Here is a 26,415-nt window from a genome sequence, read left to right as displayed (position 1 = left end):
ACATAGGTTGAGGAGGCCATCATATGTCGAATTCGACAAAGCTGATTACAGGCTCTAACGCGCCCTTGCCAAACGAGTCCTTGCTGGAACTTACGGTGGAATGGACAAGCTCGCCGGCCGAGCTGGACGTAAGCTGTTTTATGGTGAACGAGCAGGGCAAGGTCCCATCGGATCATTATTTTATTTTTTATAATCAAGCGGAAGACCCGGGGCGTCACGTTCGTTTTGAACCCCAAAATCCCACTTCGGTAAAATTTACAATCGACCTGAACGGACTGATGTCTTCCCCGATTCAAAAATGCGTGTTCGCGGCAACGCTTGACGGACCAGGTACGTTCTCCGAGGTGCAGGGCTGCAAAATTACGGCCAATGTCTCGGGTTCAGAGATTGCGTACGATTGCAATGAGGGCAAAGCGGAGAAGACGCTGGTGCTGGTCGAATTGTATCGGCATGGAGGCTGGTTCAAGCTTAGGGCGATCGGCCGCGGCTTTAACGGCGGGCTGAAGCCGCTTGCGGAATCACATGGCGTAGTCGTCGACGAGCCGGAAACGGAAGCTGCGCCGGAAGTCGCGGCATCGTCCTCCGCGAGCCCGTCTGCGCAGACCTCCAGTCCGACGCCTGTCGCCGATCCGGCTCCGGTCCAGTCGAATCCGCCGGAAACGAAGGTCAACTTGACCAAAATCGATCTGTTGAAGAAAAAGGTCCAAATCTCGTTGGAGAAAAAGAGAATGGATACGATTAAGGCGCGAGTCGCAGTCGTATTCGACGCTTCCGGCTCCATGATGTCACTGTATCACAAAGGGACCGTACAGCGAGCGTTCGAGAAGGTGCTGGCAATAGCGGCCTGCATGGACGACGACGGCGTGATGGACGTATGGTTTTTTGGCAGCAAGTCGAAAAGGACGCCTAGCGTCACGGAGAACGACTACGAGGATTACGTCAAGAAAACCTATCCGTCACCGAGAGTGTTCGGCGGTCTGGGCGCCGGCAATAACGAGCCGGTCGTGATGGCGGACGTGATCAAAAAGTATACGAAAGAGGAGCCGAGCGACGTTCTTCCGACGTATGTCATTTTCTTCAGCGATGGCGGCATTTACGAGACGAAGAAAATATCCAAGCTGCTTATCGAAAGCTCGAAGACGAGCATTTTCTGGCAGTTCGTCGGCCTTGGAAACGCAAGCTTCGGCGTATTGGAGGAGCTTGACAATTTGCAGGGACGGTTCATCGACAATGCCGATTTTTTTGCGCTTAGCGATCTGGACAAAGTCACCGATGAGGAGCTGTACGATCGGATATTCAACGAGTTCCCGGGCTGGCATCGCCAGGCGAAGGAAAAGGGCATTTTGCGCTAGGGCGTGTATGCAAACCCGCCCTAGCGGATGTCAAGAATGGCAAGGCTCGGCGCGAAGCTTCGGCAAACTATAATTGGCATTATAGGAGGTGACACGATGTCGGAGCAGCAGATCTATATTCGATTTCCTGAGGAGACGGACGCAGCGGAATTGGCAGACCTGTACAAACGCAACAGGGAGTTCTTCGAGAGGTTTTCGCCCGGTTGCCCGGATGAATTTTATACGAAGGAGCACCAGCTTCAAGCGATCGTCAAAAGCCAGGTGGATCGCAAGGAGGATCGAAGATATTCCTTCGTCATTTGCCACAAAGAGGACGAGCGGATTATCGGGAATGTGGATCTGAACTTCGTGATGCGAGGAGTCCTGCAGAGCTGCATGGTCGGATACAGTCTGGATCAGACCTACAACGGCAAAGGCTACATGACCGAGGCCGTAAAACAGGTAGTTCGCTATGCCTTCGAAAAGCTGAAGTTTCACCGAATCGTGGGAGAAGCCTCCCCGCGAAATCCCGGATCGATCCGCGTGCTGGAAAATGCCGGCTTCCATAAAGAGGGGATCGCGCGCAGCAACGTAAAAATAAACGGGGTATGGGAGGATCATCAGGTGTTGGCTCTGATCAATCCGGCCGATTAGCATGTTAAGCAACCAGTTGCTCTAAAGATGATCGACAACAAGGTTAGAAGTGCATATATCTCCTTCCGAGGCTATACAATCCTGAAGACCGAATGGTAAATCCGTAATAGGTGATTTCAGGAGCGTATGAGGCCTTCTCCGGGAGGAGATATATGCACTTTTTTTCCTATCGATTATTCAGTTCAGCTCCGCTTATGGAACAGTCTCTTTCGTTTGCATTAAAGTTAAACTTGAGAAATCAAGTTTTTTTTGCGTATCCACAGATCCTAATGCAACAAATGAGAGAGAAACTGGATATTTATAGGTAGCGGCCGTTAGGAGGAGATAAGTTGTTAGAAGCGACCCTACTGCATCAATTAAAACAAGGGAAACAATCCGCATTGGAGCGTCTTATTGACATGTATGCGGGTTATGTAAGCAAAATCGTTAGAAACGTGATCGGGAGTCAGATGAAAAACGAAGACGTCGAGGAAGTCGTTTCAGACGTATTCGTATTGCTGTGGACGCATGCCGGACAGATTCGCGAAGACAGTAAAACAATAAAATCCTACCTTGCCGCTATCGCAAGAAATCAGTCTCTCAAAAAATTGCGAGAGCACGCTCCTCGAATGTATCCGCTTGATGACGATATCTTGATCGTGGAGGATTCAACGAGCGCGTTCGCCGAATCGGAACAAAAGTATTTTCTCGAATGGGCGTTGTCGTTGATGAGCGAGCTGGATCGGAATATATTCGTGCGTTATTACTTTTTGATGGAGAGGACCGCCGATATCGCCGAACAATTGCAAATGAATGAATCCACCGTGAGAAGCAGGCTTTCGCGGGGACGCGACTATTTGAGACAAGTGCTTAGAGATGGAGGCGGCTACGATGAAAATAAAAATATCCGAAATGTTTGAGTATGCGCGTATTAATGCGGATGACCTCCAGATCGAAGAAGATCCGACTATCGATAAGGACAGAATTCGGAAAATCGTTTTACATAAAATCTCTCCTAAGAAAACCTCTCGGAGGTTTGCCGTAATCGCCGTAGCTATAGTGGCCATGTTAGCGGCGGCCATTGGCGCAAATGCGGCTACCGGAGGCAAATTGTTCGGCGCGATCGTATTAAACGACGAAAACAGGCATCTTGCTGAAATGCCAGACTATGCTTCAATGACGGAGGCGTCTGCCGCGCCATCGATTAATGACGTTAATAAACGTAGTCTCAACAGCACTATCATTCGTGAAGGTCAACTACAGACCCTTAACGCCGGTTCCGTCACTAACATTGAACTGGAGGAGAAAGACAGCTTGTTTCTTATTCCGCAGCTTCTTACCGGCAACGGAGATCTGGTCATTTTTACGAAAGAGAAGGGTGCAGGGTGGGAGCTGAAAAAAGGCGATAAGCTGTCGATCGAGTTTAATCTGGATCTGACGACGAATAGCTATTCGGATCCGAACGGCGAGTATATGGAGCTCGGATTCATCCATAACGGAGAGCTGATCAAAGGCTTCCATAGCAAGGAGAAAAGCTTCGCCTATACCGTAACGGCAGACGAAGATGGTGTATATTACTTCTATGCGGAGAATTATTCGGCCGGTAAAATTATCGTTGAAAGCGGGATTGTTGAACAACAATAAACCGCAACAGAACGAAGATGGAGGATTACAGCTATGATTTCCCCAACCGTCGAGCGGATTCAACTCGCCCCCGGGTTCTGGTCCAGCTTGCGCCGATTAGGAATAGAGGCACGGGACATAGCCCGGCAAGCGCAACTGCCGACATCTCTTATTCAACAACCTTCCTTCACTATCGAACCATATTTCGCAATCTGGCAAGCTTATTCCGATCTCATCGGCGATGTAGGCACGGCAATCGTTAAGCTTGCGACCGCCTTCGAGACGGCGCATTATCCGCCATCCGCTTTATCGACTTTCCATGCGCGCGACTACCGGGAAGCGCTGACTCGCATGTCACGTTACAAGCAGTTGTGCCTAACGGATTATCCAAATTTTACTTGCCGAAAATGTTGAAAAGCGATTATGGCCGCATTGTTTTTATCGCGAGCGAAGAAGCCGTTATGCCTTCCGGGCAGATGCCTCAATATGCCATGACGAAATCGATGCTGCTCTCGTTGTCCAAAAGCTTGTCCAAGCTGACGAGAGGAACCGAGGTCACCGTTAATACGATTATGCCGGGACCGACTCTCTCCGAGAACGTGCAGCAAATTATAGACGGCATATATCCGCACGAAGAGATGACATTTGCCGAGAAAGAGCAACGGTTCATGGCTGCCAACCTGCCTCAGTCCGAAATCCAACGATTTATCAAGCCCAATGAGATAGGCAGACTGGCCACGTTCGTATGCAGTCCTCTTTCATCCGCATTTAAGGGATCTCCAATCCGTATGGACGGGGGAATGGTGCCGACCATCTATTAACCGTTTACCTTAAATAAACAACGGGGGTGCTGTCCCATACATGCACGACGCCATTCCTTCTTTCGTACGACTTTTTACTTATGAGACAGCGCCCCCGAATCAATCAATACGTTTCATACACGAGCTCGCTGTCTATTTTCAGCTGTTTATCAAAAGCGACGTAAATATACAGATTACCGGCCGGAGTATCGCCTGCATCGTAGCCTAATCGAAAGGAGCTATCCACACTAAATTCAAGCTCGGACAATACCAGCTCATTCACATCTTCGTCGGGATGAGCTTCGGCAATCAGACCAAGCGCGCTGCCGATTAATTCGTCCAAGTTTTCCCACGCGTTCCTGATGACAGAAGACAATCGTTTCATATCGGCTTTGGTGGCCGCTTCCGTTCTAACCGAAAGCTCATGCCCTCCGTAGCTCAGCGTAGAAGCATAGGAAGACATCGAAACATCGTATTGAAAAACTCCAACCCCTTTGACCGCATGATCCGATTCGACAATCAGATTATCGGCATAATTCAACTGCTTCAGCTTGGGGTTATGGGCGGTATCCAGCTTCGTTATTTTGTTCTCCGAGCAAAAAAGTTCGACCAAATGCGCATTATGGCTGAGATCCAAGCTCGCGATATGATTGTTGAAGCATCTTAATCCCCGCAGTACCGTATTCCCGCTTATGTCCAAATGTTTGAGATGATTGTTATTGCAGCGGATATCCGACAATTCCGCACAGGTCGTTACATCCAGGCCGATTAAATAATTGTTCCCGCAATCCAGCCGGGCAAGCCGGAGGTTATGACTCAGGTTCAAATCAAACAGGGAATTGTAACCGCAGTTAAGCTCCTGCAAATTTACGTTTTGCTCTACGTTCAATTCCGAAAGGATATTCCAATAACAGATCAGCTTGACGAGCATAACGTTGTGACGTACATCAAGATTCCGGATCCGGTTAAACCCGCAATCGATCGTTTCCAATAGGGCATTGTCCTTCAAACTTAAGGAAGCAATTTCGTTCTTGTTGCAGTCGAGCTCTTTCAAGAGCGGATTGCGGCTTGTATCCAGCCGAGTCAGCGCGTTGTATCTGCAAGACAGCTTTTCCAAGTTCGGATGATTGGCCGTATCGAGCGAGGTTAATTGGTTTGCAGCGCAATCGAGCGTCTTCAGAAGGCGATTGCGGCTAAGATCAAGTTCCGTCAAGCTATTGAAAGAGCAATCCAGTTCCTCCAGGGAGGCAAAATGCTCGATTCCTTTTAAGCTTGAATATTGGTGATTGGCAAGCTGCAACGACTCTACTCGATCTACATCGCCGAGCAGAATCGTCCCGCGATTGCCGCAAAATGTTTCCATGATGTAGGCTTTGAAACCGTCGTCAATGAAATCCTGAGTGATATCCAAAACGTACCTCCGATATTATAGATTCCCCAAATACGCTTTCTCCAGCTCCGCCAAGTCGAACTTCTTCATTTTCATGAACGCTTTGGTAACGCGACTGCGTTGTTCCGGAGTGCCTTCGGCCAACATTTTATCCATCCGGACGGAGGAGATTTGCCAGGAAACTCCGTATTTGTCCTTCAACCAGCCGCATTGCTCGGCATTAGGCACCGCGGACAGGCGGTCCCAATAGTAGTCGATTTCCTCCTGCGTCTCGCAGTTGATCAACAGGGAGACAGCCTCGTTAAATTGAAAGTTGTGCGAGTGCGCGCTGTCCATTGCCGTAAACCAGGTATTCTCCAACATAAAATCGCTGAACATAACGGTGCCTTCGCGGTCCGGCTCCATACCGGGTCCGTAACGAAACAGCGAGCCGGGTCTGGCATTGCGGAAGAAGGACAGATAGAATTCTCTTGCTTCCTCCGTCTTGCCGCAGTTGTCGCCCACGAACAGGAGGGAAGAGATAATCGGGGGGCGAGGCTCGCCTTCGGGATTGGTTAGCATCAGCTGCCAGGAGACGCCGTACTTGTCCTGGATCCAGCCGTATCGTTCGCTGAATGGATATTTGTCCAGCGGCATCAGCGCAGTTCCGCCGTCGGCAAGCTTGCCCCAAGCTTCGTCGATCATTTCTCTTGCGTTCGTCTCCCGGGAAGGATCGAAATTGACGGTGAACGAGATCGAAGGATTGATCTTGAAGTACGGTCCTGCGGAGATAGCCATAAACGGTTGTCCCCAGACGAGAAACGATACAAGATCGCATTCGCCCGAAGGAGTGTCGTACAGAACGGTCGAGCTCGTGATTCGGGAGTCCGGAAAAACGGAGCAGTAGAACTCCGCGGCGTCTTTCGCCCCTTTGTCAAACCACAGATGCGGGGTGATGGGCTGCATATCATTTTCCTCCCTAAACATGGATTTGACTTTTATTTTATCATAAAGAACCTAACGTTTCGAAATAGAGGATTATAGGTCTGTGGAACTATAAAACGACTGTTGCATTTATCTAGCTGATCCGGTATATTGGATTTAGTTAGATAATCTAATTATATGCCGGGTGAGACGATGAACAAGAAAAGCAGGAGGGAAAGCGGTTTGGATCAATTGCCCAAGCTGGGGATTACGCCTTATTTGGAATTATTGGACAAGACCGCCGATGGAGAGACAAACCGAACCTCCGGCCGGCTAGGGCTGTTAATGCTATGGTTCAGCGATCATTTTCTGGATGCGGTCGATGTGGAGCTGGCGCCGTTCGATATTACCGAAAGCAAATTGGATTTGCTGCTGCTGCTTAAGCTTCACGAAAGCAGAGAATTTATTTCGCCGTCTTCGCTTGCGGACAGATTGGGAATCAGACGAGCTTCGGTGACGGCAATGCTGGACTGGCTGGAAAAACGAAGCTTGATTTTCCGCGAGCCAAGCGAACAGGATCGTCGAATGATTCATGTCAGCCTGACATCGGAAGGACGGCGGCTGCTGGACCTTGTATTGCCCACGTTTTGGTCTGCCTGCTCCTCGATCATGAATGATCTGGATCAAGAAGAGGCGATTCTGTTGGATAAAATACTGGTGAAGCTAAATGCCGGCATTGAAAAACGATTGGGGGTGGGGCGTTAAAATTTTTTTTGGACATATAATTAGATTGTCTAACTATACAAGTTGAACCAAAGATACCTCGAAGAATTAACCCAATGGAATGGAGAAAGGGAATGGTTTTGCCGCGAGTTTTGGCTTTGGGCTGCTTACCTATAAAGTTCTTATCGATCCAAGCAGCCCAAAACAACCTGTCTGAAGTCGGTAAAACCATCCCTTTTAGAATGCAATGGGCTTTCCCTTCATTGGTTCAACTTATATGAACAACTTATATGAAATCGCATAATAACGAGGTGTATCCATTTGTCAAAAAACTATTCTCTTATGACTTTTATTCTTTGCTGGGCCGGAATGGTCGTTATGTCCAGTTTATATGTCACAATCCCGCTTTCCTCTGTGTTTGCCGATGCTTTCGGGATTTCATTAACGCAAGCCGCTGCGGCCGGGAGCGGATTTTCGGCGGGGTTTGCCTTAGGCTGCTTGATCTATGGCCCGTTGTCCGAAAAGTATGGACGCAAGCGAGTGATCGTGATCGGACTTGTCGCTTTAGTACTCCTATCTCTATTGCTCGGAATGGTAAATAGCTTTTCTGGGCTCGTTATTCTGAGATTTATGCAAGGCGCTGCCGCAGCTACCTTTTCTCCCGTTGCGCTTGCTTACGCCGTCGAGATGTTCCCTGCAGCCAGGAGGGTAACCGCAATCGGCTTTATCAGTACAGGATTTCTGGTCGCAGGGATTGTCGGTCAGGTGATCAGCGGCATAGTCAATCAGCAGTATGGCTGGAATACGGTGTTTGTTGTTCTCGCCGTTGTTTACGCAGCCACTCTGCTTCTGGTGGCAATCGGTTTGCCGAGAGAGGAGACCCGATCTGCCAGCGCGAACATTTGGGATCCGATTAGACGGATGCCATCGCTCTTCAAGCAAAAAAACATCGTGTTGAGCTACATCATCGCTTTGGTGCTGTTGATGTCCTTTGTCAGTATGTACACAGTTTTGGGCAGTTATTTGGCGGGGCCTGATTTTAGCCTTGATGCGCGGCATATTTTGTATATCCGATCGATCGGCGTTGTGGGCATGCTCATTTCTCCATTTGCGGGCATGCTGACGCAGCGATTCGGCGTACATGCCGTAATTCGCTGGGGATTAGGCGCGGCGATTGCAGCACTGGCTTCGCTTGGTCTCAGTTCGAATTTAGTTGTGATGGTTGCGACAAGCGTGGTTTTCGTAGCCGGAATCGCGGTATCCGTTCCTGCTCTGATCTCGTTGATCGGTCAGTTGGGCGGCAAATCGCGGGGAATCGCGGTTTCTGTCTATACGTTTATTCTTTTTGCGGGAACCAGTCTGGGACCGATCCTGTCCATCCGATTTATGGCATTGGGGAGTTATACGCTGACCTTTTTGCTGCTTGCCGTCGTTCTCGGCGTCGGTTTATTGTCCGCATGTCTGATTCGCAAGGATTCCTCTGTTGAAGCAGGGGGATGAAACTTGCTTTAAAACTCCTTTTCATATATCTTGATTGTATAGTATCTTTATAATCAAGATATATTTTTCGGAGGAGGAAAAGACGATTGCCCCACGACAAGCATAATCAACCCACGCAGCAGCAGGAGAACCTCACCTTGCGCATGCGCGGACTTGGCGCTCGCACAGTGATTTACCAGCAAAATGTGGCATCCCGTTTGGGCTTGAATAACAGCGATTTTTTGGCGATTGATATTTTGCACGAGAAGGGTCCGATTACTGCAGGCGAACTAGCGAAATTTACCGGGCTTACGACAGGCAGCGTTACGGCGTTAATCGATCGACTTGAGAAAAGCGACTACGTCCGCAGGCAGCCTGATCCCAAAGATCGTCGGAAAGTGATTCTCGTTCCGGTATATGAAAATAAGAAAGAAGTCAGCGACATTTATTTATCTCTTCACACAGCGATGATCCGGTTGGCTTCCAGTTATGAGGATATAGAGCTTGAGCTTATTGCACAGTTCTTAGACAAAGCATGTACGGTTTTGGAGGAACAGATTCACGAACTCAATTCCAATATATCGGGGGGGAATTAAAGTGGCGGTATTGGTGCTATACGCAACGAAAACAGGAGCAACCGAGCAATGTGTAAAGATGCTAACGGAAGAACTCTCGGAATGCACGATTTGTAACGTTGAAGCGGAGAAGCCCAAGCTGGAAGGATTTGAGAGTGTTATTTTAGGCGCAGGGGTAAGAGACGGGAAAATCTACAAACCGCTGCGCGACTTTATCAAAAAAAACCACGACGAGTTATTGACCAAGCGAGCGGGTTACTTTATTTGCAACGAGAAACCGAAGGAAACGGAAGAAATCATCGAGCGGAACATTCCCGGAGATCTGAAAGAGGCTGCCGTCTGCATAGCGTCTTTTGGCGGGTATAAAGCGTATGCTGCGCCGAAAGAGGGAACGGATCAGCTGAAGGGGATTTTCGTAGATAAAATAAAAGCTTTTGCCGAGATCATTAAACATCGGTAAGCTGCGGTTACAATAAACGATGAACGAGAGAAGGGCCTCGAATTCCGCTGCAAAGCGGGCGAGGTCTTTTTCCTCGTATCGTGCTTCCCGGGCAACATATGGTATAGTAGAAAATAATCGAAAAATGTAGGGAAATGCTGGCGAATCGATCAAGCAGGGGCGAAAAGGCGGTGAAAGGTGCCCCTGAGCGGGTTTGCAGACACGCCCTAGGAGGAGGAGAAATATGGGTGGGCGCAGACTTCTGAGACACGGATTCGTTCTGGCGCTGCTGCTGTCCGTCGCGCTGCCAGCGCTGCCGGCGGAGGCAGGCATGTTTGATCGGATCAGAGACATTTATAACGCCCCGGACAAGGTGGACGAGCTTCGCGAGCAGTATGAGGAAACGGCCCGCTCGCTGGAGGAGCAGCGCCGTAAGCTGACCGAGGCGGAAGCCTCGTTGGATGCCTATTCGGCCGAACAGGAGCGGATGCGGGCAGAGAACGAGCTGTACCGACAGCAGAATGAGGAGCTGCGGACGCAGAACACGCTGCTCACGGATCGGCTGGAACAGCTCGAGAAGGACAAAGCGGACAAGCAGGCCATGTATCGTAGATGGATGACGATGATCGGGGCGGCCGTTGCGCTGGTTGTCGGTTATGTGCTGTCGATCCGACTGTGGCGCTATTCCGAATGGCGGAGAAGAAAACGGCTGCGCGGAGGGATGAGAAATGCGGGTTGATGCGCCGCCGAATCTGGGACACGTTCGCATTGATCTGGACGGCGAGGAGACGTTGCAGCTGCTGCACCCGAAAGCGCTGCTTGCCTTTCATGGGGACCCGCGCCATCGCGAGGATCGCTTTATGGATCTGTCCGGGATGTATCGCAAGCGCAAGCTGATCAAGTCGGAGCTGCGCGGTCCGGCAAGCCTTATTCTCGGAATGATGCCCGGCTGCCTGATGGAGGTTGTCGACATTCCGGAGGACAGCAATTTGTTGTTCGACTTTCGCCATGTGCTATTTTACACAGATGGCATGACGATGAAAAGCAGGGTGCAGACGTTCAAGAACGCCTGGATTACCCGGGAGCTGGTACGGATGAGATTTTCCGGGCCCGGACGAATCGGACTGCTGTCTTCCGGGTCGATCGCGACGCTGCAGCTCGATCCATATGTTCCGTTGTTCGTGGAAGCCGGCTCCCTTGTGGCCTACCCGGAAAATGCGAGCATTAAGCTGTCCGTCTACGGCAATCCTTTGGCCACCCAGCATATGAACGTGCAATGGGAGATGACGGGCACCGGTCCGATTCTGATGCAGACGGGCTTTCGCGATAGCGCTCTGGAGGACCAGATCCATAAGGACAGCATCGTCAGGAGAACGCTGCGGGAGCTTCTTCCATTTGGCGGCGTATATATTCGATAGCGGGTACGTTTCGGAGCTGTTCCGAGGAACAGCTGGGGGCTGTCTCATAAGTAGGAGCGTCAAAGATGATCGGTCATCTTTTCGTGCGACTCTTTTACTTAGGAGACAGCTCCTTGTTGTTGTAGCGTAGATGAGATTCGGGATTGCCCTTTGTTCCCGTCCCCGTTATGCTAGAGTTAAAAGAGGAATTAGTCGATCCTGCCTTAATACTCGCTTCCCCTTTTCTAGGAGGTAGTTATGTCGCTATCGACGGAAAAATATTTAATGCTATTAAATCATTTCGGAAATCGGGCGATTGTCGGCGAGGAAGCCGAAGCGACGATCGAAGAGATGTCCGGCGCGCTGTACTGTACGTCTCGCAACGCGAAGATTGTGATTCGCAGACTGGTCGAGGAGCGGTTGATCCAGTGGCGGTCGGGTAGAGGAAGAGGGAACGTTTCGCGCATCGTTTTCTTGGCGGAGAAGGAGCCCTTCCTTGTCGAGAGAGCGCAGGAGATGGCCCGCAAAGGGGAATATAAGCAGGCGTTCGAGCTGCTGCATGAGTTCGGCGCGGAGTCCACGACGGTGGATCGTTTTATTATGTGGCTCAACGATCAATTCGGCTATCAATCCGAGCCGGCTCAAGGGGATGAAATGGCGGATACGCTGAGATTTCCGATGTTCGAGCCGATTCTGACGCTGGACCCTAAGCAGGTTTACTTTTCGGTCGATGCTCACATGATGAGACAGCTGTACGACCGCTTGGTCGAATACGACGCTTCCACCGGGATGTTAACGCCGGGGCTGGCCCATTATTGGGAGTCCAACCCGGAAGCGACGGAATGGACGTTCTACTTGCGCAAAGGCGTGCGATTCCACCATGGCAGGGAGCTGCAAGCGGAAGATGTTCGCTTTACGTTCGAGAGGCTGCGCGGTAACCAGCCTTCAAGCTGGCTGGTCAGGACGGTGAAGGATGTGATATGCGTCGGCTCTCGCGGCGTTCGCGTACGGCTGAACCAGCCGAACGTCATTTTTCCCAGGTTCGCCAGCTCCAACGGAATGTCGATTTTACCGAGAGAAGCGGAGGACGAGGCGTTCTGGAGCAAGCCGTCCGGGACCGGGCCGTTTCGCGTGACGAGCTTGACGAATGATCATTGCGAGCTGGCAGCCCATCGGGAGTACTATCGCGGCCGGGCGCATTTGGATCGCGTCGTCATCGCCTTTATGCCCAAGGAGACGGCCAAGCACTCGGAGAACGCCGAATGGCGTCAACTGTTGCACGGCAAGAAGTTGTACGATCGTCGGCAGAACGACAGCTGGGACAAGATTGAGGCGCTGTGCAGGGGAAGCATGCTGATGATGTGGAATTCGAGCAAGGACGGACCGCAGCAATCCATGGATTTTCGGAGGGCGTTCGGTCTCTTCCTCAATCGCAAGCAGATGATTCGCGATCTGGGCGAGGATCGGATCTATCCTGCACGGGGCTTCAGGCCAACGCTGCAAACGCCCTATCTGAACGAAGAGATGGACGAGCGCGAGGCTAGGCGGCTTCTGCTCAAATCGGGGTATAACGGAGAGGAGATCGTGATTTCCACCTACGGCTCGAACTCGTCCGACGCCCACTGGATCGAGCGGCGCTGCGCGGACTTCGGAGTAAATATCAAACTCCATTTCACGACACATGCCAGCGTTCGTAAGGAAGGCGTCTTGCCAAGCGCCGACGCGATGCTGTTCTGTCTCGTATTCGCCGTTGAGGACGTGTGCGAGATCGAGAACTACGAGCAGAACGGCAATTTTCTTAAGGAGCATCTTCATCCGGACATAGGCGAGTGGGTGAAGCGGCAGATCGACAAGACGCTTGCCGCTCCCGATCCGGCCGTTCGCCGCCAGTTGCTGGATGCGATAGAAGACCGATTGCGAGAGGAAGCGCACGTTACGTTCGTTCTTCATAAGAAGCTCAACATGTATATCCATCCTACGGTCAAGGGCGTTGGCCTGAACTCGTTAGGCTGGATCGACTTTAAGGATATTTGGTTGGAGAAATGCGATTAAACGGGCGCAAGGAAGGCGGATTCGTCGCTTTACCCGAACGGTTGCTAGGATTTCGCCCGAAATGACCCTATAATAGAAATTAGAACGAATATTGTCGGAAGGGATTGTTTGAATGAATTTTGCCAGCAGGCTTATGCAGAAGGTCAAGAGCCGGTTTGTTCAACATAAACTTAAAGCGTACACGGACAAGCTGAACGCGATCTCCGAACGGAATTTGACGGGGTGGGACGATAATCGGTTAAAGGCCGAATCGGCTAAATTAAGGGAAAAGGCGCGGTCGGGAACGGCGTTGGACGACATTCTGGTCGAAGCGTTCGCCATCGCGTCGGAGGCGGCGAGCCGAGTGCTGGGCATGCGTCCTTACGATGTGCAGATGATGGCCGCAGCGGCGCTCCACGACGGCAATATGGTCGAGATGCAGACCGGCGAGGGCAAGACGCTCGCAGCGGTGATGCCCGCTTATTTGAACGCGCTGCAAGGCATGGGCGTGCATGTGCTGACCTTCAACGATTACTTGGCCGGACGCGATGCGCAATGGATGGGACCGGTCTATCGGTTTCTTGGGCTGACGGTCGCTTCGGTCAAGGAGGACATGACGACGGAGGAGCGCCGGCAGGCGTATGCGGCCGACATTACTTATGTGACGGCCAAGCAGGCCGGGTTCGATTATTTGCGGGATACGATCGCCATGACGAACAACGACATTGTGCATCGTCCGTTCCATTATGCGATCGTAGACGAGGCGGATTCGCTATTGATCGACGAGGCGCGCGTGCCCCTGGTCATTGCCGGGGAAGTGGCCTCCGGCGGCAATGACGGGGGGCGGATGGCGAAGCTGGCCAAGGAGTTGGCGTTGGGCGAGGATTATGACTTCGACGAGAACAAGCGCAATGTTTTCCTAACCGAATCCGGCTCGGAGAAGGTGGAGAAACGGCTTGGCACAGGCAATCTGTACGAAGCGCATAACAGCAATTTATTAACGGCATTAAATTGTGCATTGCATGCGGAATCGCTGCTTAAGCGCGACGTCGATTACGTCGTTCGCGACGGCAAGCTGGAAATTATCGATCCTTATACGGGACGCGTAGCGCAAAACCGCCATTGGCCGGACGGCCTGCAAGCCGCCGTTGAGGCGAAGGAAGGCATCGAGACGAAGTCGTCGGGCAAAATTCTCGGCACGATCACGCTGCAGCATCTGCTCAGCCTGTACCCGAAAATTAGCGGTATGACGGCTACGGCGCAGGACTCTGCGGACGAGTTCGAGGAGACGTACGCGCTAAGCGTCGTCCAGATTCCGCCCAATCGGCCGCGCATTCGCGTCGATCACGAGAGCCGGATCTACACGCATAAGGAAGCGAAGCTCAAAGCTCTCGTTCAGGAGATTGCGGAGGTGCATGCGACGGGACGTCCGATTCTGATCGGAACGAGCAGCGTCGAGGAATCCGATCAATTGGCGGAGGAGCTTCATAAGGCGAACGTGAGCTGCCATGTCCTTAACGCCAAGAACGACGAGAAGGAAGCGGAAATTATTGCGCGCGCGGGAGAGCTGGGCGCAGTCACGGTGTCTACGAACATGGCCGGACGCGGCGTTGACATCCGTCTCGGCGCGGCGGACGCCGCCCAAGCGGAACAAGTGGCAAGGCTCGGCGGCTTGTACGTCATCGGCACGCATATGAACGAGAGCGCGCGCATCGACAATCAGCTGAGAGGCCGCGCCGGGAGGCAGGGAGACCCTGGGTCTTCGCGGTTTTACGTCTGTCTGGAGGACGAACTGATCAATCGGTTCGGCATCGAGAAAGCGATTCCGGCCGCTTACCGGACGGGCAAACAGGACGAGGAGCTGTCCGCTTCGGTGTTCAGCAAAAAAATGGATCATATTCAGCGCGTCGTGATGGGGCAAAATTTCGAGCTGCGCAAGACGCTGAACAAGTATTCGGATATGGTGGAGGAGCAGCGGCGCATTCACCATGACCAGCGCGAAGCGGTGCTGCACGATCGCAGCGGCATGAGCGATCGCGAGAAGCACATCCGACTGTATTTGATGGACAAGGCTTGGGCGGATCATCTCGCTTACGTCTCCTACATTCGCGAAGGCATCCATCTGGAAAGTCTGGCGAACCGCAACCCGGTCGACGAATTTCATCACCGGATCATACACGCCTTCGAGCAGATTCCGGATAAACTGGAGAAGGAGACGGTTAAGGCGCTTAGGAGGCTCGATGCCTCAGGCACCGGCGATCGTGCGGAATGGGAGCGGATGGGCTTTAAGCCGCCAGCGAGAACGTGGACCTATCTGATCCAGGATCAGTTTATGGAGAAGAAGACGAGTATTTTCAACTTCTAAACGAAGTTGTGCAAGGGAGACATCGCATGAACGTCAGAAAGATGAGATTATACGATACCGAGAACATCCATTCCGGGGACGACCGCGACGAGTTTGAGAAAGATTACGCGAGGCTGATTCAGTCTCCGGCTTTTCGTAGACTGCAAGGAAAATCCCAAGTGTTCGGCGCCGGCTCGGGAGACTACTACCGGACGCGGCTGACCCATTCCCTGGAAGTGTCGCAAATTGCCCGAGAAGTGGCTAGGCGGCTTGGCAAGTCGTATCCGTTCCTGGCGGTGAAGGAGCATCCCGGCTTGACGATCGATCCCGAGGTTGTGGAATGCGCATCGCTTGCCCATGACCTGGGCCATCCGCCGTTCGGACATAAAGGAGAAGAGGTGCTGGATCGCCTTCTCCGCGCGGAGCACGGCCTGAAGTACGAGGGGAACGCGCAAAATTTTCGCATCCTCATGTTCCTGGAGAAGCGGGCGGGCAGCGACAGCGGCCTGGATCTGACAGCGGCGGTGCTGCTGGCGATCAACAAATACCCGTACTGCATCGACGATCCGGGGAGGAACAAAGGCGTCTATCGCAAGGAATGGGAAGGCATCGAGTTTCTTCGACAGACGTGGGGAATGCCTGAAAGCTGCGCGACGCTGGAAGCCCAACTGATGGATCTGTGCGACGATATCGCTTATTCGACCCACGATCTGGAGGACGGCATTCGAGCCGGGAAAATTTTGATGGATCGCGCCTTCTTCGAGGATGATCGGGTTGTCGCTCACGTGCTGCAGGAGATTACGGAAGACCCGAACTACTCCGCCGGCAACTGGCAGGGCGTCGATCAGGAGGCGATGGTTAAGCGCGTGCTGATCGAGTTCTACGAGCAATGGGCGCAGATCTACGTGGAATGCGAGCGCGAGCCGTCGCGAACCCGCCGGGAAATGAAAGCGCGCTGGGTACGAAAGTTTGCCAGCGAGGTCGGCATTATCGACGATGCGGCGAGCGGCTGGAAAAAGGTGACGTTCGTGCGCGAGGGGCAGCGGGATTGGGGACTGCTGCGGACGATGGAAATATTGAAGAAGCTCGCTTGGGTGACCTTGATCAAAGATTTTCGCGTACAGAGGCTGCATAAGCGGAGCGAGGTTATGATCGAACGACTGTGGGGCAGCTTCAAAAACTACGACACCGGGCGGTTGATTATTCCCCCGGATTGGCTCTCCAGCTACGAGGCGCAGAAGGCGAAATGGCCGTGGGAGCGGCTTGCCGCCGACTACATCTCCGGCATGACGGACGCTTATGCGGAGAAGGTGTACGCCGAATTTTACGCCAGCCGCTCCGGCTCGATCTACGAACGCGATTAAAATTTTCCTTGACCCTGACATCAATGTCAGGGTTTATGCTTGTTAGGAATCGACCGCCAAGGGGGAGCAGCCATGCAAATCGGGGAATTGTCCGCCAAAACCGGAGTCAGCATACGTTCGCTCCGGTACTATGAGGAACGGAAGCTGCTGACCTCGGTCCGCGGCAGCAACGGTTACCGGGAATACTCGCCCCTTGCCGTGGAGCAGGTACAAACGATCCGGCTTTATTTGGCTTTGGGGCTGACGACGGAGCAGATTGCGAGCTTTCTTCATTGCGTGCTTAAAAATGAAGAAGCCTTCTGCCGGGAAGTGCTTCCGGTATACGAAAGCAAGCTGCGGGAAATCGATGCCCAAATTGCCGAGCTTAGTCAGATTCGCGCCAACCTGCTGGACAGAATCCGATCGATTCGGAAAAAAGATTAGGGCGTGTCTGAATACTCCGAGGGCAGCAAATTTTGCCGAATTTTCGTTCCATGCAAGGAACTTTTGTGAAGGCGTACCGGAGGTACGTCAAGCAAAAGTGACGAAGCAGGGGGCGAAAAGGCGGTGAAAGATGCCCCTGAGCGGGTTTTCAGACACGCCCTAGCAAGCAAAGGAGGCAAAGCGGCGATATGATTCGAGTTAACGATGCGAACTTAACGGAAAATCTTCCGAGCCAGGGCTTGGCGCTCGTCGATTTTGGAGCGGTCTGGTGCCCGCCCTGCAAAATGCTTAAGCCGATTATGAACGAGATCGGGGCCGAGTACGGGGAGAAAGTCACCGTGCTGGAAGTCGATTGCGACGAATCGCCGGAAACGGCTTCGACGTATGGCGTCATGTCGATGCCGACGGTGCTGCTGTTTCGCGACGGACAACCGGTCGAGAAGCTGGTCGGCTTCAGACCGAAATCGGCGTACGAGAATTTGCTCGCGAAATATGTTTGAAAAAGCTGGGCTTCAAAAATGAAATGAGAACCTACCCTTGGTGTAAAAACTTGGGGTAGTTTTTTTGCGATACAGCATGCCGGAGCCTGTGATATTATGGTGTTGATACTGAACCTAATATAGGATAGCGGTGATAAAAAATGAATATTCGTCATTTTGAGAACGAGATAGATCGCACGATTTTGGAAAGAGGCTATGGTTACTACATAGAAGGGAATATACTGGAGGTTCTCTGCCAGGGAAAGAATCAATACTTTGTGCAGGTTGAAGGCAGCGAAGTATACGAGGTAGAGATAACAATCGACGAGAGCGGAAGGATTGAGCGCTCTGTTTGCGATTGTCCGTATGACCTGGGCTCGGTTTGCAAACATGAGGTTGCGGCTTATTATGAATTGCGCGACATTCTCGACGACGATAGCGACATAGAGGTTATACAAGGACCGGCAGTCACGCATCCGAAATTGGCAGAGGTCTTAAGCGCGCTCTCCAAGGAGCAATTAATTGAGGTTATCGTAGAGATGGCACAGCAGGATGGCGTCTTGAAAAATAGCCTCATTTTAAAATATTCTCAAGGCAGCGATGCCGAAGAGCTTGATAGATGCAAGAAATTGATCGCAGCTATCGTCAAAAAATATACGGGCAGGGGCGGTTTTATAGAATACCGGAAAGTCGGCAGTTTTGCGAAAGAGATAGCTGAGGTGCTGGAGAAGGCCTGGGAAACCGAAAACGTACTTTTGACGACGGATATAGCGTGCCTTGTGCTGGTTGAGGCTGTAGAAGCTTTCCAGTATGCGGACGATTCCGACGGTGACATCGGCTGGCTGGCGGACGAAGCGGTGGATCAACTACATGAGGCGCTAGCAGACAATGCCAACTGGGAGCCGGAATTGAGAGAGCGGTTATTTCGGAAACTGTTGCAGGAGAGCGAAAGAACGACCTTCGATGACTGGGAGGATTACAGAGTTGCTCTTCTGGGCATGTGTGCTCAGTTTGCCGATGTTGAAACCTTAAGAAATGCGCTAAAAGCGAATATAGAAGATCTCGTACACGCATACGCAAGCCAAGAATATCAGAAGTATACGAGTGAAGCTTTACACGGAATATGGCTTGGTATTCTTCGGGAATATGGTTCTGCGGAGGAAACGGAGCAGTTTATCGTAGCTAATCTCCACTACAGCTCCTTTAGGGAATCGCTCATAACCAAGTATAAGCAAGAGAATGATTTCGATCGTGTTGTACAATTGGCTTTGGAAGGTGAGGAGCTGGACAAGGGTCATGCCGGGAGGATATTAAAATGGCAAGAAATCAGATATGCCGCCTATCGTGAGTTGCAGCTTAAGGAAGAACAGATGAGGTTGGCCGAACAGTTGCTGCTTGCTGGCAAGTTCGAATATTACCGCGAACTTCAACAGTTAGCTGGAGAAGAGAGGGAAACGTAATATGAGAAAAAAAGAGCAACGTCGGAAAACGAATGATTAGGATTAATCGATATATTTAAACCCAATTTTTTGTTGTCAACGCGAAGGATGTTGCCTATGATGAAGTGGAATGAAGAAGGGGGACAAACGATGAAAATCGATCTTGGCAAACGAACCGCGCTCGTAACCGGAGCAACCGGGCAATTGGGAAGGGTAATGGCACGCACGCTGGCGCAGTGCGGCGCGAACGTCGCGATTCATTACCGCAGCAGCGAGGCTCAAGCGGTTGCTCTGCAGGAGGAATTGACCGGCTTGGGCGTGAGATCGGCAATCGTAAAGGCGGACATTACCGATCTGCAGTCGATTATCGACATGAAGCGGGAGATTGAAGCCAAGCTTGCGCCGATTGACATCGTGGTCGCCAACGCGGTTGTCCAATACGAGTGGACAAGTATATTAGAACAGGCCCCGGAGGATTATGCCAGCCAGTTCGACTCTTGCGTTATGCAAAGCGTCTACTTGGCCAAAGCGTTCGCGCCCGGCATGATCGAGCGGAAGTGGGGCAGATTTGTCGGTATCAACACGGAATGCGCGATGCAAAATTTTCCGACGCAATCGGCGTACGTGGCGGGCAAACGTGGAATGGACGGCATCTATCGCGTGCTGGCCAAGGAAATCGGCGAGCACGGCATTACGGTGAACCAAGTCGCTCCGGGCTGGACGATCAGCGATAGAGATCGGGAGAACCATACCGAGCGCCAACAATCGTATGAGCAGAGCGTTCCACTAAAGCGCAGGGGCACGGACCAGGAAATCGCCAATGCGGTCGCTTTTCTGGCATCCGATCTTGCAAGCTTTACAACAGGGGCATATCTTCCGGTCAACGGCGGCAATGTAATGCCGTCTATCTAATCTATCGGATGGGCGGAGGGGCGGCATGGATATAAGTTCGCATCGAGCTAGCAATGGCAAGATTGAAATCCATTATCTCATCTCGAACGGCCAGGATACGTCGGTTCCTCTGCTTATCTGTCCGGGTTTATCGGAGACCGCCGAGGAATACGTAGAGCTGATGACCTATTTGTCTCCCCGGAAATGCGTAGTGCTGTCGTTTCGAGGACGCGGTCAGAGCGATACTCCGGAGAACGGGTACGACTTGCAGCACCACGTTTCGGATATCGCGGCCGTCGTCGGGGACGCGCAGCTTAACCGATTTCATCTGTACGGGATTTTCCGTGGCGTGGCTTATGCGCTCGGCTACATGGAGAAGCATTCCTCGGGAGTCATGTCTGTCATCCTTCAGGAGTATCCAGCCGAGCATAGGGCGATGCCGGAAGGCTGGGCGAAAGATTACATAAACAGGTACCAGGTCCAGTTCTCTCGACAGCGCCATATTCGTCCCGAAGCGGTTAGAGGGATCGAGCGGGAATCCACGCAGCTTCGCCTATCTAAAGGAATCAACAAGAAGCTGCTAGTGTTGCGCGGAAAGCTGGAAGACAGTTTGCTCAGCGATGAGGACTGTCGGCGATACGAACGCTTATGCACCGAGGCGAGCTTTGCCTTATTCGAACACTCCGGTCACGATCTGCGGCATATGGAGAAAGAGCTGTTGTACCGGACGATTGGGGACTTTATTTTATAATACCTCGAAGAGATGACCCAATGGAATGCAAGGGGCTTCCCTTAATTGGTTCAACTTAAATAGTTCCGGCAAAATAAGACTAATGCAATGGAGGACAGCTTCAACATGATACAGGCGTTTATTTTCGATATGGACGGCGTCATTATCGACAGCGAGCCTCTGCACTTTGCAGGCGATATCGATACGATGCGGCATTTGGGCGGAGAAATTACGCAGGAGGAGCTGGAACGGTTTGTCGGCATGACTAATCCGGAAATGTGGAAGATCATCCGCGCCGAGCGAGCGCTAGTGCAAACGGTGGATGAAATTATCGCGTATCAGCTCGCTGGTAAAATCAAGGCGCTTGAGGAAAGCGCCTATGAGCCGATCGACGGCATTCCGGAGCTGCTGGAAGAGTTAAAGCGGCGCGGCATTCCGGTAGGAATCGCTTCTTCGTCTGCAAAGGATTTTATTCTTGCCGTGCTGGCGAAATTCGGCATCGCGTCCTACTTCTCCTGCGTCGTTAGCGGGGAAGAGGTGGACCAAGGCAAGCCGGCGCCGGACGTCTATCTGGAAGCCGCCAGACAGCTAGTAGCGGACCCGAGCCGCTGCGTTGTGCTTGAAGACTCCCGGAACGGCATCATTGCGGCGAAAGCGGCAGGGATGGCGTGTATCGGCTACGTCAATGAAAACTCGGGCAACCAGGATTTGTCCGCTGCCGACCGGATCGTTCGTTCAGTTAGGGAAGTATCGATCGACTCGTTGTAATTATTGGCGACATGTCATTCCGAGCGGTATAATCAAGCCATGAAGCAGATCGCATTACATCGAGACATTTCCGCTTGGGGGAAGTTCCATGCAGCAAATCTTTGAAATCGTAAATGCCGCTAGAGACGATCTTGAACGAATCGTCGCCATCTACAATACAACGATCGCCAGCCGCAGCGTGACCGCCGATCTTGAGCCGGTGACGCTGGAGGACAGAATAGCATGGTTTGAAGAGCATTCGCCCGGGCATCGTCCGATCTGGGTGATGAAGGAGGGCGGTGCGACCGTCGCCTGGCTCAGCTTCTCCAAGTTCAACAGCCGAGCCGCTTACGACAGCACGGCGGAGATTAGCATTTACATCGATCCCGAATATCGATCCAAGGGGATCGGAAGCTTGTTTTTGCGTAAAGCGATCGAGGAGTGCCCGCGTCTGGGTATTCGCAATATTATCGCACTGGTGTTCGGACATAACGAGGCGAGTCTTGCGCTGCTGCGGAAGTTCGGTTTCGAGCAATGGGGGCTGCTACCTGGCGTAACTACGCTGGACGGCATCGACCGGGACGTCGTCTATATGGGGCGGAAGGTGGCGGCTCCTTGATCAAGGAGGTAACGAAGTGACGCTGTTTATCGCCATCGTGCTAATTATCGGTTTTGCGGGCATCATCGGCAATCAATATTCCGGCTTGCAAAGAATGACGCAGATGCAGAAGACGCTGGAGGAAATCCGCGACGAGCTGCGCGGTAAGAACGGTTGAACGGCCGGATTAGCCAAACAAGGACCGAGCGACGGGAGGGAGACTCATCTCCATATCCCAATCGCTCGGTCCTTGTCGGTTAATACGGACAAATTTAGAATACTTTAGTTGTCCAGGTCTCGCAGTTCCACACATCGGTCGCGACTTCGCGATAAAACTCCGGTTCGTGGCTGATGAGCAGAATACTGCCTTTATAAGCCTTCAGAGCGCGCTTCAGCTCGTCCTTGGCGTCGACGTCCAGATGGTTGGTCGGTTCGTCGAGCACAAGCAGGTTGGTCTGCTTGTTGATCAGGTTGCACAGCCGAACTTTCGCTTTCTCGCCGCCGCTCAGCACGGCCACCTTGCTCTCGATATGCTTGGTCGTCAGGCCGCACTTGGCGAGCGCCGCGCGAACCTCGAACTGGGTCATCGCCGGGAAGTTTTGCCACACTGCTTCGATACAGGTTTCATCGGCCACGTTTTTGATCTCCTGCTCGAAATAGCCGACGAACAGGTTATCGCCCCGCTTCGCTTCTCCCGACAGAGCCGGCAGTTCGCCGAGCAGGCTGCGCAGAAGCGTCGTCTTGCCGATGCCGTTGGCGCCGACGAGAGCAATCTTCTGGCCGCGCTCCATCAGCAGGTCGATCGGACGACACAGCGGCTCGTCGTAGCCGATGACGAGGTTTTTCGCTTCGAAGATCAGACGTCCCGAAGTGCGCGCTTCCTTGAAGTTAAATTCCGGCTTCGGCTTCTCGCGGGCGAGCTCGATGACGTCCATGTTGTCGAGCTTCTTCTGGCGGGACATCGCCATATTGCGCGTAGAGACGCGCGCCTTGTTGCGGGCGACAAAATCCTTCAGATCCTCGATCTCTTGCTGTTGACGCTTGTAGGCCGACTCCAATTGCTGCTTCTTCGCTTCATGCAGTTGCACGAAGTTGTCGTAATCTCCAACGTAGCGGTTCAGCTCCTGGTTACCCATGTGGTATACCAGGTTAATGACGCTGTTGAGGAACGGAATGTCGTGGGAAACGAGAATAAAGGCGTTCTCGTAGTTTTGCAGGAAACGCGTCAGCCAAGTGATATGCTGTTCGTCCAAGTAGTTGGTCGGCTCGTCAAGCAGCAAAATGTCCGGTTTCTCCAGCAGCAGCTTGGCTAGCAGCACCTTCGTGCGCTGACCGCCGCTTAGATCGTGCACGTCGCGGTCAAGGCCGATGTCGCCCAGTCCGAGGCCGCGGGCGATCTCCTCCACTTTAGCGTCGATCAGATAAAAGTCGTTGTTCGTCAAAATGTCCTGAATCGTGCCGACTTCCTCCAGCAGCTGCTCCAGCTCGTCCGGCTCCACGGAGCCCATTTTCTCATACATCCCGTTCATTTCGGCTTCCAGGTCGACCAGATAGCGGAACGCCCCGCGCAGCACATCGCGAATCGTCATTCCTTTCTCCAATACGGAATGCTGGTCGAGGTAGCCTACGCGCACTTTTTTCGCCCATTCGACTTTGCCGGCGTCCGGCTCCAGACTGCCCGTAATAATGTTCATAAACGTCGATTTGCCTTCGCCGTTGGCGCCGACGAGTCCGACGTGTTCGCCTTTGAGCAGGCGAAAGCTGACGTCGTTAAAGATGGCCCGGTCTCCGAAGCCATGGGATAAGTTCGTAACGGTTAATATGCTCATTAATCAGACACCTTTTCCTTTATTGACACACTAACTTCCATTATAAGCGGTGAACGGAGGAAAACTCAACGATTTCGATTGTCGGCTGTCGAACTGTTATAATAGAGTAAAATATAAAGGGGGAGTTACCTTTGAAGCTGAGAGCGTTAATTGCATTGCTGGCATTGACCGTTGCCGGTTGCTCGGGGGGAAACAACGATTCCGGCTCGCCTCAGGCCAGCCCAAGCGCCGTTAATCAGGAGTCGCCGCCAGCCTCCGTGGCGGAGACGGAATCGCCTTCCGCGACGCCAAGCGCTTCGGAGACGCCTGAGCCGTCGAAAGCGATGCTGAATATGGAGGGGCTGAACGCGCTGTTCGGTTTTGCCGACGAACAGGGAACAAAGCTGATGGCGCTGACCGACGAAATGGAACCGGGAGCGGCTGAGAAGAGCGATCTGAAAGGCTACAAGCTGGCTATCGGTGAAGGGGGCGGTCAAGTGCTTAGCATCCGTTATGCGAATCACCAAGACAGATCGGAGCAGGATAACGGCCGTCAGTCCATGTACAACTTTGACAATATGGCTGGAGATATCTATGCGATAGAAGAGGGGAAGGCGACGCCGAACGAGAGCTACATTCTCGTATCCCCGGAGCAGTTCGACATCGATGCGCTCATTCCGCTCAAGCCGGCTGCCGATCGCGCGCTGCCCGACGATATCGCCAAGAAAATCGCGGAAGAGAAGGAACGGGCAATCGAACAAGGCTGGCTGCTCGCTCACGCCCAGGACGGTCAACGAATCTACGTCGTTCAGTTTGAGCGTCAGGGCGAGAACATGCTGGCCAGCCTCGTATGGCAGGAGGGAGAACGACTCGTCTTTATGGACTATCCGGCGACCTATAACGATAATTCTGCTTGGCGGGTCGATGACGGAGGAGAGATCTCTCCGGATATGTTCCGCTTCCTCTTCGCCGCTCGAAGCGCCGACGACGGCATTGTTCTCGGCGTGCAATGGATGGGAGCGGAAGGAGAAAATCTGAGCATTCTAAGTTCTTCGGGCGATCGCTTCGAGAAGAGCGGCATCTCCGGCGGCCGTTATTTGTCGCCTATTTGAGCTTATGGTAGCCCTTGTCGCCGAACGGTTGAAGCCGCTCGATCCATTTGGTCTCGAGCTGCTTTAATTCGTCCTTGATATTCACGAACGGATTGTCGCTCGGCTCCAGTACTTCCAGCACTTCCATGGCGAAGGCGTCCGCGCCGTATTCGGTCCATTCCCGCTGGAGCTCCTTGTTCGGATAAGTGCCAAGGCTTAAGCTGCCGGCTCTTCCGTTCAGGGACTTCAGGTTCGGGGTTGTGTCGACCAGCACTTTGCCGTTGATTTTATTGCGAATTTGGTAGACCCCGGCTTCGATCTTAATTTCTTTATATTGCTCCAACAGCCGGGCGCGTTCTTCTTTGCTTAATTTGTTCATTGCAGTTCGCTCCATTCTTTAAACTTTGAGCCAGTAGGCGCTGCCGTCCAGCTCGCGATCCATAAATCCGTATTCGATCAAGTACCTTCTGAGGACGGCGTAATCCTCGTAAGCCGTCAGCAAAATTTCGTTCACTTCTTTCTCCGAGTAAACCCGACCGTTCTCGAACCGCTTGGCCAGCTCGGTCAGGACGATCACCTTGTGCTTCTCTTTAATAGAGAACTTGCTCAGCTTGCCGTCGCGGCCATCGGGAAAATAGGCATCGAGCACGCCCGCCGCTTCGTCCGCCGTAATATGATAGCGTTCGTCGACCATGCGCGCGGTTTTGTGGACATTGACAATGTCAGGGGCATGGCGGTCCTTTTCCTTCAACAGCTCCATCAGAGCCAGATATACCTTCGCCTGACGTTCCTTCTCCTTCAGTACGAATCGATGATTGCGAATCGTAGAAGCGCTGCCGATTCCCAGCTCCGTGCGGACCTCGTCGTCCGATTTGCCTTGATAGAACAGACGCAGCAGGCTGTTCTGGTGGTCGGTCAACCCTGTAAGCTTCTTGTCCAGGTCAATCAAACAGTCGAATACCGAGCCGTGGTCCTTGCCGATATGACGCCGCATCGCTTTCTCCGCATCGTAATAGCCGCCGTCATCCGGATAGATAACGCCAAGCTCGGTCCGTATGCCGCACAGCAGGCAGGTAAAATATTCTCCCTCGCGTACATAGCCTTGCTTCAGCTCTTCCACAGAGCTGCTCCAGAAAACATCCGTAATGCTCATTTAGCAAACACATCCCAATAATGT

General features: G+C 52.4%; 27 protein-coding genes and 2 pseudogenes. 24 read left to right on the top strand and 5 right to left on the bottom strand.

Annotation, left to right across the window (positions count from 1 at the left end):
- The first annotated feature begins 23 nt into the window (after window positions 1–23).
- From DFP98_RS28800 to DFP98_RS28780, 6 genes and pseudogenes are all read left to right on the top strand, one after another.
- On the top strand, window positions 24–1,352 hold the full coding sequence (locus tag DFP98_RS28800; RefSeq protein WP_116064096.1) for a vWA domain-containing protein: 1,329 nt from the start codon (window positions 24–26) through the stop codon (window positions 1,350–1,352).
- A 96-nt stretch (window positions 1,353–1,448) separates the two neighbouring features.
- Window positions 1,449–1,985: a GNAT family N-acetyltransferase gene (locus DFP98_RS28795; protein ID WP_116064095.1), complete on the top strand. Its 537-nt coding sequence runs from the start codon at window positions 1,449–1,451 to the stop codon at window positions 1,983–1,985.
- A gap of 329 nt (window positions 1,986–2,314) precedes the next feature.
- Window positions 2,315–2,884, top strand: a complete 570-nt coding sequence (locus DFP98_RS28790) for a sigma-70 family RNA polymerase sigma factor (RefSeq protein ID WP_116064094.1) — start codon at window positions 2,315–2,317, stop codon at window positions 2,882–2,884.
- Window positions 2,856–3,608 (top strand): hypothetical protein, encoded by a 753-nt coding sequence (locus DFP98_RS28785; RefSeq protein WP_116064093.1) that lies wholly within the window; start codon window positions 2,856–2,858, stop codon window positions 3,606–3,608. The genes DFP98_RS28790 and DFP98_RS28785 overlap by 29 nt, the downstream gene beginning before the upstream one ends.
- A gap of 33 nt (window positions 3,609–3,641) precedes the next feature.
- Window positions 3,642–3,962, top strand: a pseudogene (locus DFP98_RS39895) (AraC family transcriptional regulator); the annotation flags it as partial.
- Window positions 3,962–4,408, top strand: a pseudogene (locus DFP98_RS28780) (SDR family oxidoreductase); the annotation flags it as partial. The pseudogenes DFP98_RS39895 and DFP98_RS28780, both read left to right, overlap by 1 nt.
- A gap of 103 nt (window positions 4,409–4,511) precedes the next feature.
- Here the strand turns inward: DFP98_RS28780 and DFP98_RS28775 are convergent.
- The gene (locus tag DFP98_RS28775) at window positions 4,512–5,798 is read right to left on the bottom strand and encodes a leucine-rich repeat domain-containing protein (protein ID WP_116064092.1); all 1,287 of its coding nucleotides are present in this window, start codon (window positions 5,796–5,798) and stop codon (window positions 4,512–4,514) included.
- Window positions 5,799–5,813: 15 nt separating this feature from the next.
- Window positions 5,814–6,722, bottom strand: coding sequence for a VOC family protein (locus tag DFP98_RS28770; RefSeq protein WP_116064091.1), 909 nt, complete (start codon window positions 6,720–6,722; stop codon window positions 5,814–5,816).
- Between the two features lie 171 nt (window positions 6,723–6,893).
- Between DFP98_RS28770 and DFP98_RS28765 the strand changes: the two genes are divergently transcribed.
- From DFP98_RS28765 to DFP98_RS39285, 17 genes are all read left to right on the top strand, one after another.
- Window positions 6,894–7,445, top strand: a complete 552-nt coding sequence (locus DFP98_RS28765; protein WP_116064147.1) for a MarR family winged helix-turn-helix transcriptional regulator — start codon at window positions 6,894–6,896, stop codon at window positions 7,443–7,445.
- A 300-nt stretch (window positions 7,446–7,745) separates the two neighbouring features.
- Window positions 7,746–8,903, top strand: a complete 1,158-nt coding sequence (locus tag DFP98_RS28760) for an MFS transporter (protein WP_116064090.1) — start codon at window positions 7,746–7,748, stop codon at window positions 8,901–8,903.
- Window positions 8,904–8,989: 86 nt separating this feature from the next.
- Window positions 8,990–9,478 carry a MarR family winged helix-turn-helix transcriptional regulator gene (locus tag DFP98_RS28755; protein WP_116064089.1) on the top strand — a complete coding sequence of 163 codons (489 nt, stop codon included), beginning with the start codon at window positions 8,990–8,992 and terminating at the stop codon, window positions 9,476–9,478.
- 1 nt (window position 9,479) lies between these two features.
- Window positions 9,480–9,917 (top strand): flavodoxin domain-containing protein, encoded by a 438-nt coding sequence (locus DFP98_RS28750; protein ID WP_116064088.1) that lies wholly within the window; start codon window positions 9,480–9,482, stop codon window positions 9,915–9,917.
- A 223-nt stretch (window positions 9,918–10,140) separates the two neighbouring features.
- Window positions 10,141–10,635 carry an SH3 domain-containing protein gene (locus DFP98_RS28745; protein WP_116064087.1) on the top strand — a complete coding sequence of 165 codons (495 nt, stop codon included), beginning with the start codon at window positions 10,141–10,143 and terminating at the stop codon, window positions 10,633–10,635.
- Window positions 10,625–11,314 carry an AIM24 family protein gene (locus DFP98_RS28740; RefSeq protein WP_116064086.1) on the top strand — a complete coding sequence of 230 codons (690 nt, stop codon included), beginning with the start codon at window positions 10,625–10,627 and terminating at the stop codon, window positions 11,312–11,314. Before DFP98_RS28745 ends, DFP98_RS28740 begins: the two co-directional genes overlap by 11 nt.
- A 237-nt stretch (window positions 11,315–11,551) precedes the next feature.
- On the top strand, window positions 11,552–13,345 hold the full coding sequence (locus DFP98_RS28735; protein ID WP_116064085.1) for an ABC transporter substrate-binding protein: 1,794 nt from the start codon (window positions 11,552–11,554) through the stop codon (window positions 13,343–13,345).
- Window positions 13,346–13,457: 112 nt separating this feature from the next.
- Window positions 13,458–15,689: an accessory Sec system translocase SecA2 gene (gene secA2 / locus DFP98_RS28730; protein ID WP_116064084.1), complete on the top strand. Its 2,232-nt coding sequence runs from the start codon at window positions 13,458–13,460 to the stop codon at window positions 15,687–15,689.
- A 26-nt stretch (window positions 15,690–15,715) separates the two neighbouring features.
- Window positions 15,716–17,032, top strand: coding sequence for a deoxyguanosinetriphosphate triphosphohydrolase family protein (locus tag DFP98_RS28725; protein WP_116064083.1), 1,317 nt, complete (start codon window positions 15,716–15,718; stop codon window positions 17,030–17,032).
- A 72-nt stretch (window positions 17,033–17,104) separates the two neighbouring features.
- Window positions 17,105–17,455 carry a MerR family transcriptional regulator gene (locus tag DFP98_RS28720; protein ID WP_116064082.1) on the top strand — a complete coding sequence of 117 codons (351 nt, stop codon included), beginning with the start codon at window positions 17,105–17,107 and terminating at the stop codon, window positions 17,453–17,455.
- Between the two features lie 188 nt (window positions 17,456–17,643).
- Entirely contained in the window at window positions 17,644–17,955 is a 312-nt protein-coding gene (gene trxA, locus DFP98_RS28715) for a thioredoxin (RefSeq protein WP_116064081.1), read from the top strand.
- A 140-nt stretch (window positions 17,956–18,095) separates the two neighbouring features.
- Entirely contained in the window at window positions 18,096–19,394 is a 1,299-nt protein-coding gene (locus DFP98_RS28710) for an SWIM zinc finger family protein (RefSeq protein WP_116064080.1), read from the top strand.
- A 129-nt stretch (window positions 19,395–19,523) separates the two neighbouring features.
- Window positions 19,524–20,285 carry an SDR family NAD(P)-dependent oxidoreductase gene (locus DFP98_RS28705; protein WP_116064146.1) on the top strand — a complete coding sequence of 254 codons (762 nt, stop codon included), beginning with the start codon at window positions 19,524–19,526 and terminating at the stop codon, window positions 20,283–20,285.
- Between the two features lie 25 nt (window positions 20,286–20,310).
- On the top strand, window positions 20,311–21,015 hold the full coding sequence (locus tag DFP98_RS28700; RefSeq protein ID WP_116064079.1) for an alpha/beta fold hydrolase: 705 nt from the start codon (window positions 20,311–20,313) through the stop codon (window positions 21,013–21,015).
- 105 nt (window positions 21,016–21,120) lie between these two features.
- Window positions 21,121–21,762 (top strand): HAD family hydrolase, encoded by a 642-nt coding sequence (locus DFP98_RS28695; RefSeq protein WP_116064078.1) that lies wholly within the window; start codon window positions 21,121–21,123, stop codon window positions 21,760–21,762.
- Window positions 21,763–21,850: 88 nt separating this feature from the next.
- Window positions 21,851–22,360 carry a GNAT family N-acetyltransferase gene (locus DFP98_RS28690; protein ID WP_116064077.1) on the top strand — a complete coding sequence of 170 codons (510 nt, stop codon included), beginning with the start codon at window positions 21,851–21,853 and terminating at the stop codon, window positions 22,358–22,360.
- Between the two features lie 16 nt (window positions 22,361–22,376).
- Window positions 22,377–22,517 (top strand): hypothetical protein, encoded by a 141-nt coding sequence (locus DFP98_RS39285; protein WP_181917999.1) that lies wholly within the window; start codon window positions 22,377–22,379, stop codon window positions 22,515–22,517.
- Between the two features lie 94 nt (window positions 22,518–22,611).
- On the opposite strand, the gene DFP98_RS28685 is transcribed toward DFP98_RS39285, so the two are convergent.
- Complete coding sequence (locus DFP98_RS28685; RefSeq protein WP_116064076.1) at window positions 22,612–24,168, bottom strand: ABC-F family ATP-binding cassette domain-containing protein; 1,557 nt, start codon at window positions 24,166–24,168, stop codon at window positions 22,612–22,614.
- 131 nt (window positions 24,169–24,299) lie between these two features.
- Between DFP98_RS28685 and DFP98_RS28680 the strand changes: the two genes are divergently transcribed.
- Window positions 24,300–25,259 (top strand): hypothetical protein, encoded by a 960-nt coding sequence (locus DFP98_RS28680; RefSeq protein ID WP_116064075.1) that lies wholly within the window; start codon window positions 24,300–24,302, stop codon window positions 25,257–25,259.
- On the opposite strand, the gene DFP98_RS28675 is transcribed toward DFP98_RS28680, so the two are convergent.
- Window positions 25,252–25,617: a GIY-YIG nuclease family protein gene (locus DFP98_RS28675; RefSeq protein ID WP_116064074.1), complete on the bottom strand. Its 366-nt coding sequence runs from the start codon at window positions 25,615–25,617 to the stop codon at window positions 25,252–25,254. The two genes, DFP98_RS28680 and DFP98_RS28675, sit on opposite strands and share 8 nt — an antisense overlap.
- An 18-nt stretch (window positions 25,618–25,635) precedes the next feature.
- Window positions 25,636–26,391: a DUF2087 domain-containing protein gene (locus DFP98_RS28670; RefSeq protein ID WP_116064073.1), complete on the bottom strand. Its 756-nt coding sequence runs from the start codon at window positions 26,389–26,391 to the stop codon at window positions 25,636–25,638.
- Between the last annotated feature and the right edge of the window lie 24 nt (window positions 26,392–26,415).

The sequence above is a fragment of the Cohnella phaseoli genome, assembly GCF_003386235.1.
GTDB lineage: Bacteria > Bacillota > Bacilli > Paenibacillales > Paenibacillaceae > Cohnella > Cohnella phaseoli.
Note: the sequence above shows the minus strand (reverse complement) of the source record. Positions and strands in the feature narration are given on the sequence as shown.

What these genes read in the sequence shown, in the direction of transcription:
- DFP98_RS28800 (WP_116064096.1), top strand. Translation starts at nt 24, where the DNA reads ATGTCGAATTCGACAAAGCTGATTACAGGCTCTAACGCGCCCTTGCCA.
- DFP98_RS28795 (WP_116064095.1), top strand. Translation starts at nt 1,449, where the DNA reads ATGTCGGAGCAGCAGATCTATATTCGATTTCCTGAGGAGACGGACGCA.
- DFP98_RS28785 (WP_116064093.1), top strand. Translation starts at nt 2,856, where the DNA reads ATGAAAATAAAAATATCCGAAATGTTTGAGTATGCGCGTATTAATGCG.
- DFP98_RS28770 (WP_116064091.1), bottom strand. Translation starts at nt 6,722, where the DNA reads ATGCAGCCCATCACCCCGCATCTGTGGTTTGACAAAGGGGCGAAAGAC.
- DFP98_RS28765 (WP_116064147.1), top strand. Translation starts at nt 6,894, where the DNA reads ATGAACAAGAAAAGCAGGAGGGAAAGCGGTTTGGATCAATTGCCCAAG.
- DFP98_RS28760 (WP_116064090.1), top strand. Translation starts at nt 7,746, where the DNA reads ATGACTTTTATTCTTTGCTGGGCCGGAATGGTCGTTATGTCCAGTTTA.
- DFP98_RS28745 (WP_116064087.1), top strand. Translation starts at nt 10,141, where the DNA reads ATGGGTGGGCGCAGACTTCTGAGACACGGATTCGTTCTGGCGCTGCTG.
- DFP98_RS28740 (WP_116064086.1), top strand. Translation starts at nt 10,625, where the DNA reads ATGCGGGTTGATGCGCCGCCGAATCTGGGACACGTTCGCATTGATCTG.
- DFP98_RS28735 (WP_116064085.1), top strand. Translation starts at nt 11,552, where the DNA reads ATGTCGCTATCGACGGAAAAATATTTAATGCTATTAAATCATTTCGGA.
- secA2 (WP_116064084.1), top strand. Translation starts at nt 13,458, where the DNA reads ATGAATTTTGCCAGCAGGCTTATGCAGAAGGTCAAGAGCCGGTTTGTT.
- DFP98_RS28725 (WP_116064083.1), top strand. Translation starts at nt 15,716, where the DNA reads ATGAACGTCAGAAAGATGAGATTATACGATACCGAGAACATCCATTCC.
- DFP98_RS28720 (WP_116064082.1), top strand. Translation starts at nt 17,105, where the DNA reads ATGCAAATCGGGGAATTGTCCGCCAAAACCGGAGTCAGCATACGTTCG.
- trxA (WP_116064081.1), top strand. Translation starts at nt 17,644, where the DNA reads ATGATTCGAGTTAACGATGCGAACTTAACGGAAAATCTTCCGAGCCAG.
- DFP98_RS28710 (WP_116064080.1), top strand. Translation starts at nt 18,096, where the DNA reads ATGAATATTCGTCATTTTGAGAACGAGATAGATCGCACGATTTTGGAA.
- DFP98_RS28705 (WP_116064146.1), top strand. Translation starts at nt 19,524, where the DNA reads ATGAAAATCGATCTTGGCAAACGAACCGCGCTCGTAACCGGAGCAACC.
- DFP98_RS28700 (WP_116064079.1), top strand. Translation starts at nt 20,311, where the DNA reads ATGGATATAAGTTCGCATCGAGCTAGCAATGGCAAGATTGAAATCCAT.
- DFP98_RS28695 (WP_116064078.1), top strand. Translation starts at nt 21,121, where the DNA reads ATGATACAGGCGTTTATTTTCGATATGGACGGCGTCATTATCGACAGC.
- DFP98_RS28690 (WP_116064077.1), top strand. Translation starts at nt 21,851, where the DNA reads ATGCAGCAAATCTTTGAAATCGTAAATGCCGCTAGAGACGATCTTGAA.
- DFP98_RS28685 (WP_116064076.1), bottom strand. Translation starts at nt 24,168, where the DNA reads ATGAGCATATTAACCGTTACGAACTTATCCCATGGCTTCGGAGACCGG.
- DFP98_RS28675 (WP_116064074.1), bottom strand. Translation starts at nt 25,617, where the DNA reads ATGAACAAATTAAGCAAAGAAGAACGCGCCCGGCTGTTGGAGCAATAT.
- DFP98_RS28670 (WP_116064073.1), bottom strand. Translation starts at nt 26,391, where the DNA reads ATGAGCATTACGGATGTTTTCTGGAGCAGCTCTGTGGAAGAGCTGAAG.